This is a genomic window from Singulisphaera photorubra (assembly GCF_045290345.1).
Lineage (GTDB): Bacteria > Planctomycetota > Planctomycetia > Isosphaerales > Isosphaeraceae > Singulisphaera.
In genome coordinates this window covers 4,644,579-4,657,772 of sequence record NZ_CP155447.1, presented here as the reverse complement: position 1 = coordinate 4,657,772, position 13,194 = coordinate 4,644,579, and the positions used below count along the sequence as shown (strand labels likewise).

The following is a 13,194-nucleotide window of genomic DNA, read 5'->3' as shown; positions in this document are numbered from 1 at the left end:
GCGAACCCATTGATGATTAACGAGACCGCACGCGAGGCCCCACTCGAGCCTGCGGACGAGACTTTGCGGGTTCGTCGTCATTTATGGGGGAGACAGATCGGTAGCGAGGCGAGCTCGTTAAGGGTTCTCGACCTTGAAGGAGGTGAGATGCTCATCGAGCCATTCGAGCGCCTCGCGCTTGTTGTTGAGGAGTCGGTCCAATTGGGCTTCACGAATCTGTTCGAGAATTGTTGAGAAGTGACTTCCCGGGCTCAGCCCGTGTCGGACGAGATCATGGCCGGTGAGCAGGGGAGCGGGATTGATCGGCCCGGACGGCTGGGCCTCGATGTAGTAGCGGCAGTAGTCGACCTGAGGGGATTCGCCGATGGAGGCGAGCGAGTCGGCACGATGGAGTGCCAGTAAATCGTCGATGCCTGGCATGCTGAGCATGCGTTTGAGCTTGGCCTCGCGGAGTCGTTTGGCATCGCCGAGATACTGATGAAACTCGACGAGCCAGCAGACTCGTTCACGTTCCGTGTTGGACAGCTTCAGCCTGCGGCAGAGCTCATCCGCGATCTTGCGGCCCACGAGCTCGTGGTTGTGGAAGCTGATCCGACCTTTGTGGGTGGCCATGGTCCGCGGCTTGCCGACGTCGTGCAAGAGCGCGGCGAACGCAAGCGGAAAGCTTGGCTCGTGGGGGAGCAAGTCGAGCACGAGAAGCACGTGATCCCAGAGATCCCCTTCCGGCTGCATCGGCTTACCCTGGAAGATCCCTTTCATCGGAAGCAGTGGCGGAACGATATGAGCTGCTAGTCCGGTCTCGAGCATCCGATCCATGGCCTTCGAACGACTCTCGTGGACCAGCATCCGCCGAAGTTCCTGGGCAATCCGCTCCGCGGCGACGACATGAATCTGGCTGGCCATCGTGACCAGGGCCGAGCGGGTCGCCGGGTCGATCTCCAGGCGAAATCGGGAGGCAAAGCGGACAGCCCGAAGCAGGCGAAGCTTGTCCTCACGAAACCGCGCCCACGGGTCGCCGATTGCGCGAAGGATGCGGGCGTCCAGGTCGGCCCTTCCTCCCACGTAGTCGATCACCTCACCGCTGAACGGGTCGGAGAACATGCCGTTGATCGTGAAGTCGCGGCGCTCGGCGTCCTGCTCGGGAGAACTGAAGACCACCGACTCCGGATGCCGGCCGTCGACGTAGGCACCGTCGCTTCGGAAGGTGGCCACCTCCACCTCGCCCCCACCGCGCGAGTCCCGCACCCGAACGACGCCAAACGAAACGCCCACGGGGATTGTCCGGCGTCCGAAGATCCCCATGACCTGCTCGGGTGTGGCGTCGGTCGCGACGTCATAGTCGGCCGGTTGAAGTCCCAGGAGCAAGTCGCGAACGCACCCACCGGCCCAATAGGCCTGGAACCCCTCATGACGGAGGCGGCCGACAATCCTGGTGGCGAAGTCGCGATGATTCTCGTGGTTCGTCATCCCACGGTTCCATCCAGGGTTGGAGGAGCCTGATCCGTGGACTCCCCGTCCTGCCCGAGGAAGCGGACGGCCACCTGGGTCCCGCCATACTGGCGCACGTCCCAGGAATCCAGGTCGGGCAACACGGTCTCGTCCAGATCCCCCCGCGACTCGACCACGAGGATCGAACGGGCCGGTAGCTTCTTGACCAGGTGCTGGAGGAGTTGGTTCACCTTATCGGCGTGTTTGTCGAACTCTTGATACGGAGGGTCGAGGAAGACGGCCGTGGGTTCGTCGTCAATCGGCTCGAATCCACGCACCCAGCGGTAAGCGTCGGCGGTCAGAACACTTCCTCGGTCTTCATATCGGAGAGTGGCAATATTCCGATAAATCAAGGCTACGTTTTCGCGGTTTCGTTCCACGAAAATCGCATGAGACGCGCCTCGGCTCAGAGCCTCCAGCCCCACCGCCCCGGTGCCGGCAAATAGATCGACAACCAGGAGCCCTTCAATGGAATCACCGAGGATGTTGAACAACGACTCACGCACCAGATCGCTGGTGGGTCGTGTCGCTTTCCCCTTGGGACCATCGAACTTGTGGCCGCGACGTTGGCCCGCAATGATCCTCATGGCTTCACACTCCGCCAGGCATCCTCGTGGTCCGCGAGCACTTCCTGCGGAGCCGCACCCCAAAACACTATCCTAAACGAATGCGCAGGCGGATGACAGAGATCATGTCGCGGGCCTTGTTTCGCGGCAGGCCTGGACCGCACGATGATCGATATTTCGATTCGGGTTGACGCCATTTGAGGGCCCGGCCATACTGCCTCCGCCGTTCGATCGATGCCCCGAAGCAGAGAGGTTTCGGGAGCCAACTTGTCAATCATCCATCAGTGGTTGTGAACTCTCGCCCCGCTCCCCTCGCCTCGGCTCTCCAAGAAAAAGGTCAGGGCCGAATCGAAGAGGTGGACCTATGCCTCCGGGACGAGCCGGATTCATGGACGAGGCTGGTTTCTTCGACTCCTACCGTTGACGACCAGCGTCAGGACCAACCCTAGAAGCAGGACAAGGATTGTCATGCACCGGTCCCGGTCCGCGGCCGTACTGGTCGCCACACTTTTATTCGTGTATTCGTTAAACGCGACCGCCGACTCTCGAGAGGTGCTCGACCAGGCGCGTGCACTGCTCGACCGGAGCGATGCGCGAGGCGCTGTCGTTTTGCTTGAAAAAGCATTAATCGGAGAACCGACTCAGCGCACTGCTGTGCTCGACCTGCTCCGGCAAGCGTATGGGCGGGCCGCGGACGAAGCCGAGGCAGCCGGCGATCGAACGAACGCCGAGATGTTTCGCGACAACTTCGAGATCTTGAATCGCAAGCCGAAGTCCTCCGAGGAAAAGGCGCGGGCCGTATCTGACCCGGGCGTCGAGAGGGCGGCCGCTCCCGCACCGGCATCGGCTCCAGAACAATCCCCCGCCCCAAGCATGGACGTCGCCGCCCAGAGGCTGACTGCGCCCGATTCCAGCCCGGCACTCGAGGAGCCTCCTCCCGCGGTGGCGACTCCTCCATTATCGGCCACGACGCCCTCTGCGGTGGCGGTCCCACGACCCTTGGTGACTGCCCCGGCACCCGTCGCGTCCCCGGCTCAGGTGGAATCTGTTCCTCCTGTGACCGCGGAGACCCGGCCGAATGAGCCGGAGCTCAGTGTTGCCGCCGCTGATGCCGCATTCTCGGCGAAGCAATACGCGGAGGCGGGCCGCCTCTACATGTTGCTTGCCCAAGGAAAGAAACTCCCCGAGAGCCGTCGTGATCACCTGGCATACTGCCGCTGTGCGGAAGTGGTGAGACGGATCAATGCCAAACCGACCTCGGCCGAGGAATGGAAGAGCATCGACGCCGAGGTCCGTCAGATCCGTGATCTGAGTCCCGGAAACTGGTATGCCGAGTACCTCCGCAACTTGACTTCGGAGCGGTCTCCCTCACTTCGTGCTCGCCCGTCCCGAAAGCTCGTTCTCCGCGGCTCCGCTCCAGAAGAGGTACCATCCTATCCTCCCGCTTCAGAAGCCGGTTCCCCAACTTCATCCCAGCCAAGCCCTGCCGCGACATCTCCGTCGACCCCTGCCCCTGCTGCCCCTCCGCGAAACTCGAGCCCCGCGGTCGTAGGTGATTGGCAAATTCGCGAGACCACAAACTTCCGAATCCTTCACGCTGACGCTGTCTTGGCCGAGCAGGTCGCTCAGGTAGTGGAGGCGGCTCGCGAGGCGCAGGTCAAGCGTTGGCTGGGCGCGACTGCACGCTCGGCCTGGTCGCCGCGCTGCGATGTTTACGTCTATCCGAGCGGCAAGTCGTTCAGCCGGATGACCGGGCAAACCGAGGAATCTCCAGGCTTCTCGACGATGGGAATGAACGCGGGCCGGATTGTGACGAGACGGATCAACGTCCGCGCGGACCATCCGAACCTGGTCGTTGCGATCCTCCCTCACGAAGTCACTCACGTCGTGCTGGCCGACCTCTTTCCCACCCAGCAGGTCCCTCGTTGGGCCGACGAAGGCATGGCGGTTCTCGCTGAACCCGACTCGGAGCAACGGCTCCGCGCGGCCGATCTGGACAAGCCCCTCACCTCGGGACAGCTCTTCAAGCTCAATGATCTCATGGTGATGGACTATCCCGACGGAAAGTACTGGGGCCTCTACTACGCCCAGAGCGTCTCCCTGACGCGGTTTCTCGTGGACCAGGGCAGCCCCGCACAGTTCATTCAATTCGTGCAGGGCTCACAGCAGCGAGGACTCGAAGCCGAACTGAAACGGGTCTACCAGATCGATGGCTTCGAGGATCTGCAAAATCGCTGGCTGGAGTACGCCCGAAACAAGTCCTCCGACTTGACGGCGGGCCTTGCAAAGAACTCCGAGAAGTCGAGCCAATAAGCGAGCGCATGCGGGGATTCCGCAAGGGAGCGCAACGGCGGCTTGCCGCCTCAAAGGGCGAACCTTGACGACCCGGGGTAAAATTCTGGAAAACCTTTGAAATGTTTGCGCATCGCGGCCCCGGAGTGACGACGGCCACGAGGCCGCCGTCAGCTCCTGGCGGCCGCCACTCCAGGACTGTTTGAGAATTTCGTGGATTGGGATCCGATCGTGACCCAGATCCGAGGGCTTTGACCCGCCCCTCTGCCGCGGGAGCGAGTCGGGGCCGCTTACTTGCCCCGGGCACTCGGGGCGTGAGGAGCAGTGGAACAGAAAAATGGAGTAAGGACCGCTACGCCGCCCGGTGTTCAGATAGGGTGAAGCACCACCTGCAGCGAGTTCAGGCTTAGGAATGCCCGGGTGTTGCCGCCGTCAGGGGTATCGAGATTCTGGGAGAGCGGCAGGTCGGGTTGCGTCACGGATTGCTTCGGACAGCGGCAGAGATTGCTGGGCTGCTTCCAGCGCACGGGCGGCCTGGTTTCGGCCCCGCGTCGCTAGTTCCTCGCCTCGCGCAAGTGTTTCCAGGGCCTCGCGGCGGGCGGCCAGGTCGAACAGGACGGTAGAGACCATCCCGTTTGCCAGCCCCTTCACACTCGAGAGATAGTCCATGCTCCACAGCGCGAGCACCGTCGACTGACCTGCCTGGTAGATAAGGCGACGGTGCTCCATCGCCTCCACCATCACCTCGAGCTTTCGCACGGCCGCGCCCGCGTTGTTGTCGTCGAGCACGTTCAATCCGCTCCAGACGATCCAGTCCTGTTCGGTCCGCGACGCCAGCGGGGAGATCTCGCGATTCCAGCCCCGGGCCAGGGCCCGGAGGTTGTTCGTGATCTCGCTGTCGGACTTGACTGGCCCGTCGAGACGGTCGAACGCGTCAGGTACCCTGCTGGCCTGCTCCAGAGGAGTGAGATATGGATCCAGTTTCTCTTTGATCTCCATACCCTTGTCGATTCCCTTGAGGGCTTGGTTGAGCGCGTCCCGGAGGACGCCACGGGCGGCCGGGTTGCTGGTGTTGGCGGCCAGCAGAACGCTACGGGAGAAGCCGAGGGTGAGGGGCTGGTCCCTGGCCTCTTCGCGGTCGTTCGCGTCCTCGGGTCTGATCTCGGATCCGGACTCGGGGTGCTCGTCACCCATCGGCGGCGTGGCCCGCAGGTCAGCCATCAGGAGCCATCGTCGAGGCCGGGAGCGGGCCAGGCGGTCGGCCGGCGAGATGCCGGGCCTGCCCAACAGGCGGTCGGCCTCGGCGTCGAGCCGGTCGTTGGTTCGGCGGTGCGCGCGGCCTGGTCGGCCAGGATCGCCGCGGCCGGGTCAGCGGCCCGTGCGGCGACGGCGTCGGCCCGGCTTGATCTCGCCGCGGCCTCGTCACGGGTCCGGCGGAGGCGGCCTGGTCGGCCCGACGCGCCTGGTGCTCGCGGGCCATTGCGTCGAGCAGCTGGAACTGTGAGGCCTGGTCGGCGGCCTGCTTTCGGGCCGCTTCCTCGTAGCCGTCAGTTCTGGGTGAGTCTTGGGACCAGGCGGCCGGGAGCGCCAGCATCGCCAGCGCCGCGGCCCCCCAACTGGGTCGGATCATGATCGGTCTCCAAAAGGTAGGATGCCTGGGGCGGCGGGGGCCGCCCCGGGCCGTTTGATCACTGGGCCGAGAGGCGGACCAGGCTCCACATTGCCTCGGCCAGATCATCCTCCAGGCGGACCAGATCCTCGACCTGTACTTTGACCTTGATGTCGATCGCCTTGAGCTTGGTCACCTGGGCCTGATAGGCCGTGTCGCTTTTGGCCGACTCGGCCTTCAGAGCGGGGATGCCGTCGACGTTCCGTTGGGCCTGGTCGACCATCCACTTCGAGGCGAAATTTGCAAGCTCCGTTGTGGACCAGCCTCGCAGGTGCCCAGCCTCGCCCTCGTCGTGTTTATCTCGAACATGTTCGACCCAGGCGGAGTAGACGACTTCCCTCCCAGCAAGCTCGCCCAGGCGGATTCCCAGGGCCTTCAGATGGTCGGGGAATTCGGCATAATTCCTGAAAGCGGTCAGGTCGGCATTGATAGCCACGTCGACCGCGATCTGGCGTTCGCGGATCCTCGCGTCCATCGCCTGGTATGCCTTGTTCCGACGCCCGGCCAGTTCGCGGGCCGCTTCCTGGGCCGAACTGAACTGGCGTGAGGCCCGCGTCGACTTCAACTCGCACATCGCGAGCGAGGTGTCTGTCTTGTAGGCCCGATCTAAGATCGCGATGATCTCCTCGTTGCAGTTCGACAGGTCCGACGCCTTGCTGCTGAGCAATGCCTCGGCGTCCCGCGTCGAGGCCTCGATCGTGGCGTACTCAGCGTCGAGCTTACTGGATCGGTTGCCCAGCTCGATGAGCTTCGCATCCTTGATGGTGGTATTGAACCAACCGAGCGTCCGGAACGCTTCATCTTTGTCGAAAGTGTCGCGATGTTTGCAGTAAATGTGATCGCCCGCATGGGTGTAGGCAACCTCAAACCCTGCGTTCTTGGCTCGTTCGCCGGCCTTCGCAGCCTGGGCCTCGACTGCGGAGCGGGCCTTGAGGCTCAGGCCTCCGAGCTCCTCGATCGCCTGCTGGGAGCCGTCGATCCGCTCGGCGAGGCGGGTCAGCTCGGCCCGGGCGATCCGGCTGGATTCGTTCATCCGACGGAGGAGTGAGACGGGGCCCCGGTACGATGCCTCGGTCTGCGCCAGTGACTCGCGGATCACCTCGGGGGTTAACTCGGCGAGGTTGAACGGGGTGCCGCCGAAGACACCCTCCACGCTGTCGAGTCCGACCATAACTTCGGCCGTCGAAGCGAGGGAAACGCGGTGGGAATCGGCGACCACACGATACACGTCGATCATTGCCGGGCGATAGCCTCCGGTCTTGTCCGAGTGCTGGAGCAGGATGCCGGTCTTCCGATAGGTCGAGTCGATGACCTCCTGGACCTTGCCCGCGCCGAAGTTGACGCCAAGCTTGGCCCCGCTGATGGGGACCGCGACGGAGAGGCCCCCCTCGACCGACGTAGCGGAGCGATCGATGTGCCGGAACTCGACGGTCTTGTCGTCGGACTGGGCGTCGATCCTCTCGAAGCCGTGCGGGTAGAGGTGCCGGGCCATCGCCTCCCGATCAAAAGCCGGGGAGTTGACGAACTGTTCGAACGGCACGGCGCCGACACGCTGCATCAAGGTACCGGCCAGCAGCGTGGCATGGTTGACCACCAGCGCGGCGGCCTGCGGGTGGGAGGCGACCAGCTTCGAGCGGATCTTGGCCTCGGCAGCTCGCACGAACTTGTCGCGGGTCCACTGGGCGACCTGCACGCCCTCGGTCCATTGTCGCGTCCCCAGGACGGTGGCTAGCTCGTCCTCCAGAGACAGCTCGGCGGCGTTGATCTGGACGGCCTCAGCCATCGGCCGGTTGAAGTAGGAGTAAGTTGGCCGCAGGGCCAGATCGCCCCGTGCGTCGGTTTCGAGCAGGCGAGCGAGGCCGGCCCGGTTGACGACGAACCACAGGTCGACATCGTCGCCCAGGCCGACAGTCTCGGCCGAGCCCGAGGCGAGGACCGAGCGGTCGGTCCGGTCGAGCAGGTCGATCCGCAGAGACGAGATCGGCAGCTTCTCCACCGAGATCGTCGGCTGCTCCGCCCGCTTCGGGGTCGCCGAGGCCTCGCGACCCGAGGCGACCAGGGCGGAGAGCTGGTCGGCCTCGGCGACCGAGAGGGTCGTCCGGGCGGTGTCGCGCAGCTCGTCAGAGATCAGTCGCAGCCGCATTAAGAACCGGACCTCGTCCTCGCCGACGTAGCGGACGTCGGTGACCCAGCGGGGGAAGCCGGCCGGCGGAGACTCCGGCGCAATCGGGTCGAGCGTTGGGTCGATGAAGTAGCGGAAATGGTTGGAGACGCGGGCCGCCTCGGGCGACTTATCGCGGTAGAAATAGAGTTCGCGGATGGTACGACCCTGGCGGCGGATCGCCAGGCTGGGCCCGATCCGCTCAGGGTCGGGCAGGCGGATACCCCGGGGTGTGGCCTCAGTGGAAGCGGTGGCCGGTCCGGCGGTGGCCGACCGCGGTTGGATCGGCAGGGTGGACAATGCGAGCAACCAGACGAGTGCGGCCTTGTTCTTGTGCTGGCGTGACATCCAGAGTCGCTCCTCTTGGAAAGGTCGTCTCAAGGGTGGAGTTAAGAAGTGACATGCGGACGAGGGACGTTCGCCCGCCGGAGTTGTCCGACGGGCCTGATCTGTTGCTGGGCGGCGACGGCGGCGCGCACGGGGAACGTGCGGCCTAGTGGCCACTCCCATGTAAGGCGCGGAAGTGGGTATCAGAGGCGGCCCCAAGCCAAGCCGGCACCACTGGGTGTGGTTAGCGATCGGCCCCGGTTTAGGACGGCCTTCAGGGGGGCGGCTTTACAATCCAACCCCGTTCGGGCCGGGTCCCGGCAGTTGCCGTTCTGCATCGCGGCTCGCCACAATCTGCTGGCAGCGGCAGTAGAGCTTATCCGCCGCATGCAAGCTGGGCAGGCGGCGTTGAGCTGGATCGGTGCTTAGGAGACGGATGATGACCGCCCGGTCAACACCACTCAACTCGGCGAGCTTCTTCTTCGAGGTAGATTGCAAAGCTTCGCGAACGACTTTGTTGAGCTGGCCGCTGAGCGTCATAGATCCCTCCGCTGGGAGCCACCCTTTCCGTGCCTAAATCCTAATCTCACCCTGTTTGAGAGGGAATACCTCCATACGCCTTGTTGTCACACTGAAAATTTGTTCGCTAATGGGATAAGCTGACCTACGGTTCGCCTCCCAGCCGAGCCGCGACCTGAATGATCGGGATTGATGACGTCACTTCGGCAAAAAGATTCATCATATATAAATTTATTTTAGATTATTGTGTTATTGTTAGATAATTGAGATTTAGATTATTTGGTATTATTGGTCCGCTCGTCTTCGCACTTCATTTGGTCGTAGAACTGGTGTCATACATTGACTTCCGCGCCGACTCGACCTATAAGATCGCTCGGTGCTGCCCACGATCCCCCGGAAAACTTGACGTATCAACGATGGCCCGTACCTCCGACGCCATCGAGAACTTCGCCAGTTTCCTGGTCTAGGCTGAGCGCAACCCCCTGACGGACAAGTGCTACCGCGGCGACCGCGCTGCCTAGTTCGACGAGGTGAACGGCGAGCTGATGACGTCGGCCAAGATCGCATCGACCGACCAGTGGCAATTCATGCGATGACTGGTCGTGTATCGTCAGCTCTAGCCCAGCACGTCAATTGCGAGCTCGCCACTCTGAAGAGCTTCTTGAACTGGGCGTCCGCGGCAGGCCTCGTCCTCGGCATTCCGGTCCCGGCGCAGGACCGGTCCTGAAGCGAGCCCTGGCCTGTTCCGCAGGAGCGGCCTGGGCCGCGCTGTCTTGACCATTGCGAGCAGAACGTCCTCCTCATGGCAGTTGAACGCGCGGGGAAGGTCCGTGACCTCGCAGTCGCCCGGCTCTTGCTAAATACCAGGCTCCGGATCCAGGAACTTCAAACCCTGACATGGAAAGATGTCGCCCGTTCCGATCGCAAAGGTTTGCTGACTGGCCGCCACGACAAAAGGAGGGAGCGCCGGCGGGTGTCTCTCAACCACGACGCCCGCCCCGCTTTGACGGCCGTGGGTTATTTGCAGCATGCTGGTGATGGGGCTGTGATCCTGCGGGGCGTGTGCGGGCCAATAACGCCTCGGGGTATCCAAGTCGCTTCTGGCCAAGTATGTGACCTTGACAAGTCTCGTTGACCTCTCACCCACGCGTTACGCCACGCCTTCTGCAAGAATCTGATCAGCGCCGGTGTTGGCCTGGAACAGATCGCCGCCCTGGCCGGCCACGAGACACTGGAGACGACGCGGCGGTACTGCACGCCGTCGAGCGAATCGGCGAAAGCGAGTAGTTCCGCTGTATAGCGGGCAGAGATGCCCGTCGACTTCTTGATCGAGGAGCAGCAGCGGCGCTACGGCCGCTACGCGGGCGAGCCGGCGCACGCCCAGCGCAAACGCTAGTTCCACCTCACTGACAAGGACCGTGGTTTCATCGCCCGATGCCGGGGCGATCACAACCGCATCGGGTGCGCTTTGCAACTTGGATCGGCGTGGTTCCTGGGCACTTTTCTAGCGAGCCTTGTCTTGAGTTCTTGCATTCCCAAAGGGGGCGTGCTCCTGGCTACGGCCGAACGATTCCGCAGCCATTGCACGCGCATAGGCCAGGCTTCAAGCTCGTCCTCGCGGGCCGTTCGCTCAATGATCATAGCTGTTGTAAAGTACGATTCGCTTGTGGGCTTGCGACGTTGCGATTCGAACGAACGGGACGGGATCATCGGTCGCGTAGAACGGATCGAGTTGAAGAGGCGGATCGGTGCGCCAGGTGTCGTGCCAGTGTACGCTCAGGATGAGCGACCCATTTTGTGGGGTCGTATCGGCCAGTTCGATGCGATTGTACGTCACGTCCGCAAGTCGCCCTTGACCGTTCAAGAAGAACGACTGGGGCCGTTCGATCCGGTAGAGGTTGTATTGGCCCTCTCCCTCGGTCATGTACTGTTTGGCCCGCTCGGGACCAACGCGACGTGTCAATGCTTGCCACTGTTGCATGTTCGTGGAAATGGGCTGATCTGGACTATGATAGCGGGGGATGGTCATGACCCGGTGGGCTTGTCCCCACTGGTCGAAGCAACATCGCGACAGCGGCGACCAGCAAACTGCCCAGCCGATGTTATAGAGATAACTGTAGGCGCGAAGGTACTCCGGCGAGCAAGCATCGATGGGGCGACCGCCCAGGTGGAAGTCGCCGAATGACGTATGCTGGTGATGAGTAATGAACGCCATGTGGTAGAGCCCTCCGATGAACTGGCGTTTGTCACGCCCGAGTAAGATCGGCAGGAGGGGAGTCCAATGGGTGCTTTCCGGGTCGGTGTTCTCGTGCAGTCGAAGCTGATCCTCAAATAAAATCCGTGCTGATGGGGCGGTGCTCTCGCGGAGCGAGCGAACGAGTTGGCTCATCTCCGGACGGAGTCCGGCGACAAGTGGTCGCTCCACCAGGATCTGTTTCTTCAGAATCGCGGCTCCGTTCGGGAGCAGGACGCCCGTGATACCGAGAATGAGCGACCAGCCGACGGCGACCAGAACCGGGCCTTTGCGTCCTCCTCCCCATGCTTTTGCGAGCCTGGCTGATCCCACCGCGAGGAGCGAGCCGGCCGGAACGGCCAGGAGAAAATGAAGTGGCACTTTGAAACGAAGCGGTTCGAGTGTTCTCGTGACGCTCCACATCCCTCCGAAGAGGGCGAGCCCCAGGCAGATCACGATAGCCCCGCCGAAGGTCGATGCGCGAACCCATTGCCCTTGCACCAGCCAGGCGATCAGGCCCATTCCACCGACGAGCAGGATGAATAAGCTCAACGGACCGTCGAGATTATTGGTCAGGTACTGGCTGACGAGATACCAGCCTGTGTCGGGAGCCATGAAATAGGTCTGCGGCGAACGGATCCCGCGAAATCGCCAGAACGGCCCGATCCAGATCAGGTTGACGATCAGGGCCAGCACCCCCGCCGCGACGACAGCCAAACGCCATCGCCAATTGTGCCGCAAAGCCGTGGCGATCACGAACCCGATCACCGCACCGAGGGCAAGGATCGGGGCGGTAACATGCGTGTACCAGACGGCCGAGCTCACCCCGGCCAGCATGAACCAACCAATCTTGGTGGGGCGCCGATCGTAGCGGAGCAGCGTGCCGATCAGCAGCACGGTCCCGGCTGACGCCGTGACGAATGCGAACAGCCCGCTCCGCCAGAACATGTCGGCCCATTCACTATGAAAGTAGAGCCAGGCCAGGAGCGCCGCGACCGCTGTTTCTGACAGGCGGATTCCTGACGCGGCCGTTCCGAGCGGGATAAAGGCGACCACGAGGATCGAACAGACAAGAAGTCCGATGTTATACGCGCGGGGATGATAACCACCGCCGGCCAGGTACTGGAACAGGATGGAAAGGTTACTGCTGGAATCCCAGATCGGTGACTCAGGATACCCCGCCATGAAAAAGGGATCGATTCCCCAAGTTGTGCCATGCTCGCGGAGGAACTGACTGCCAAGTGCTCCGTGATAGAGGTGAAGCGCATGGTCGACCAGCAGGACCGGATGCTCGTCATCCATAAGCGCCCGAGGCGTTGGGAAGATCCAGAACGACTGGATGATGTGCGCTGTGAAGATCGTGGCAAGCATCGCGATCGCGAGCCAAGGCCGTCGCGTTTGCTCAGGCGGAACCAACTCAGATGTGGCGGACTCCATCGCGAAATCACTCTCCCCTGGTCTCGCCTCGTCTAGGCCGGCTCACCCCGATCGACGCCGTTGCAGACTTCTGGAACGAGTCGCATCCTCTCGTTCACCATAAGGCCCGGACATGGTTCGTCAAGCATGACCATGGGAAATTACGAGAATCCCAACCAGAAAAGAGGTTCGCCTGCCGCCACAACTCAAGAGAGGAGTGGCGCATTCCTCACCGCGGCCGATGGTTCATCCTGGAACTCGTCGGCTGAAAGAATTCGGTCGTAGCTCGACGGAATGCCGAACATTCGCGAGGATGGTGACAGGCCGTTGGGTTGCCAATCCGTGGCGATGGTGAGGCGACTCGCTGAAAGCGTGTCGTGGTGACCTGGATTCAGAGAGACCGCAACGGGGATGGCGCAGGGCAATCCATGAGTTCTCGATCGAGCGATATCGCGGCGGCAAGCGAACCACTCCTTCACCCGTCCTCGGAGGCCAGGCCCCCGTCCGATTTTCGGTGGACGGC

10 protein-coding genes are annotated in these 13,194 nt (G+C 62.6%); 3 read left to right on the top strand and 7 right to left on the bottom strand.

What is annotated here, in order from left to right; all coding sequences use genetic code 11:
• Nucleotides 1-117: 117 nt before the first annotated feature.
• Both V5E97_RS17575 and rsmD read right to left on the bottom strand, forming a co-directional pair.
• Nucleotides 118-1,467 (bottom strand): CCA tRNA nucleotidyltransferase, encoded by a 1,350-nt coding sequence (locus V5E97_RS17575; RefSeq protein ID WP_406700592.1) that lies wholly within the window; start codon nt 1,465-1,467, stop codon nt 118-120.
• Nucleotides 1,464-2,075, bottom strand: a complete 612-nt coding sequence (rsmD, locus tag V5E97_RS17570; RefSeq protein ID WP_406700591.1) for a 16S rRNA (guanine(966)-N(2))-methyltransferase RsmD — start codon at nt 2,073-2,075, stop codon at nt 1,464-1,466. The genes V5E97_RS17575 and rsmD overlap by 4 nt, the downstream gene beginning before the upstream one ends.
• A gap of 447 nt (nt 2,076-2,522) precedes the next feature.
• Here rsmD and V5E97_RS17565 point away from each other — a divergent pair, with 447 nt between their 5' ends.
• Nucleotides 2,523-4,367, top strand: a complete 1,845-nt coding sequence (locus V5E97_RS17565) for a peptidase MA family metallohydrolase (RefSeq protein ID WP_406700590.1) — start codon at nt 2,523-2,525, stop codon at nt 4,365-4,367.
• A 411-nt stretch (nt 4,368-4,778) separates the two neighbouring features.
• On the opposite strand, the gene V5E97_RS17560 is transcribed toward V5E97_RS17565, so the two are convergent.
• The 4 genes from V5E97_RS17560 to V5E97_RS17545 all read right to left on the bottom strand — a co-directional run bounded on the left by V5E97_RS17560 (nt 4,779) and on the right by V5E97_RS17545 (nt 9,043).
• Entirely contained in the window at nt 4,779-5,567 is a 789-nt protein-coding gene (locus tag V5E97_RS17560; RefSeq protein WP_406700589.1) for a hypothetical protein, read from the bottom strand.
• Nucleotides 5,560-5,976: a hypothetical protein gene (locus V5E97_RS17555; RefSeq protein WP_406700588.1), complete on the bottom strand. Its 417-nt coding sequence runs from the start codon at nt 5,974-5,976 to the stop codon at nt 5,560-5,562. The genes V5E97_RS17560 and V5E97_RS17555 overlap by 8 nt, the downstream gene beginning before the upstream one ends.
• A 58-nt stretch (nt 5,977-6,034) precedes the next feature.
• Complete coding sequence (locus tag V5E97_RS17550; RefSeq protein WP_406700587.1) at nt 6,035-8,524, bottom strand: hypothetical protein; 2,490 nt, start codon at nt 8,522-8,524, stop codon at nt 6,035-6,037.
• A gap of 267 nt (nt 8,525-8,791) precedes the next feature.
• Nucleotides 8,792-9,043, bottom strand: a complete 252-nt coding sequence (locus V5E97_RS17545; RefSeq protein WP_406700586.1) for a hypothetical protein — start codon at nt 9,041-9,043, stop codon at nt 8,792-8,794.
• Between the two features lie 781 nt (nt 9,044-9,824).
• On the opposite strand from V5E97_RS17545, the gene V5E97_RS17540 reads away from it, so the two are divergent.
• Together V5E97_RS17540 and V5E97_RS17535 are read left to right on the top strand one after the other, a co-directional pair.
• A complete protein-coding gene (locus tag V5E97_RS17540; protein ID WP_406700585.1) occupies nt 9,825-10,157 on the top strand; it encodes a tyrosine-type recombinase/integrase in 333 nt (110 codons plus the stop codon).
• Between the two features lie 39 nt (nt 10,158-10,196).
• Nucleotides 10,197-10,322 (top strand): hypothetical protein, encoded by a 126-nt coding sequence (locus V5E97_RS17535; RefSeq protein WP_406701179.1) that lies wholly within the window; start codon nt 10,197-10,199, stop codon nt 10,320-10,322.
• A 330-nt stretch (nt 10,323-10,652) separates the two neighbouring features.
• Here V5E97_RS17535 and V5E97_RS17530 read toward each other — a convergent pair whose 3' ends face one another.
• Entirely contained in the window at nt 10,653-12,692 is a 2,040-nt protein-coding gene (locus tag V5E97_RS17530) for a hypothetical protein (RefSeq protein ID WP_406700584.1), read from the bottom strand.
• Nucleotides 12,693-13,194 lie beyond the last annotated feature (502 nt).

Coding starts and splice junctions, on each gene's coding strand:
- V5E97_RS17575 (WP_406700592.1), bottom strand. CDS start 1,467: ATGACGAACCACGAGAATCATCGCGACTTCGCCACCAGGATTGTCGGC.
- rsmD (WP_406700591.1), bottom strand. CDS start 2,075: ATGAGGATCATTGCGGGCCAACGTCGCGGCCACAAGTTCGATGGTCCC.
- V5E97_RS17565 (WP_406700590.1), top strand. CDS start 2,523: ATGCACCGGTCCCGGTCCGCGGCCGTACTGGTCGCCACACTTTTATTC.
- V5E97_RS17560 (WP_406700589.1), bottom strand. CDS start 5,567: ATGGCTGACCTGCGGGCCACGCCGCCGATGGGTGACGAGCACCCCGAG.
- V5E97_RS17555 (WP_406700588.1), bottom strand. CDS start 5,976: ATGATCCGACCCAGTTGGGGGGCCGCGGCGCTGGCGATGCTGGCGCTC.
- V5E97_RS17550 (WP_406700587.1), bottom strand. CDS start 8,524: ATGTCACGCCAGCACAAGAACAAGGCCGCACTCGTCTGGTTGCTCGCA.
- V5E97_RS17545 (WP_406700586.1), bottom strand. CDS start 9,043: ATGACGCTCAGCGGCCAGCTCAACAAAGTCGTTCGCGAAGCTTTGCAA.
- V5E97_RS17540 (WP_406700585.1), top strand. CDS start 9,825: ATGGCAGTTGAACGCGCGGGGAAGGTCCGTGACCTCGCAGTCGCCCGG.
- V5E97_RS17530 (WP_406700584.1), bottom strand. CDS start 12,692: ATGGAGTCCGCCACATCTGAGTTGGTTCCGCCTGAGCAAACGCGACGG.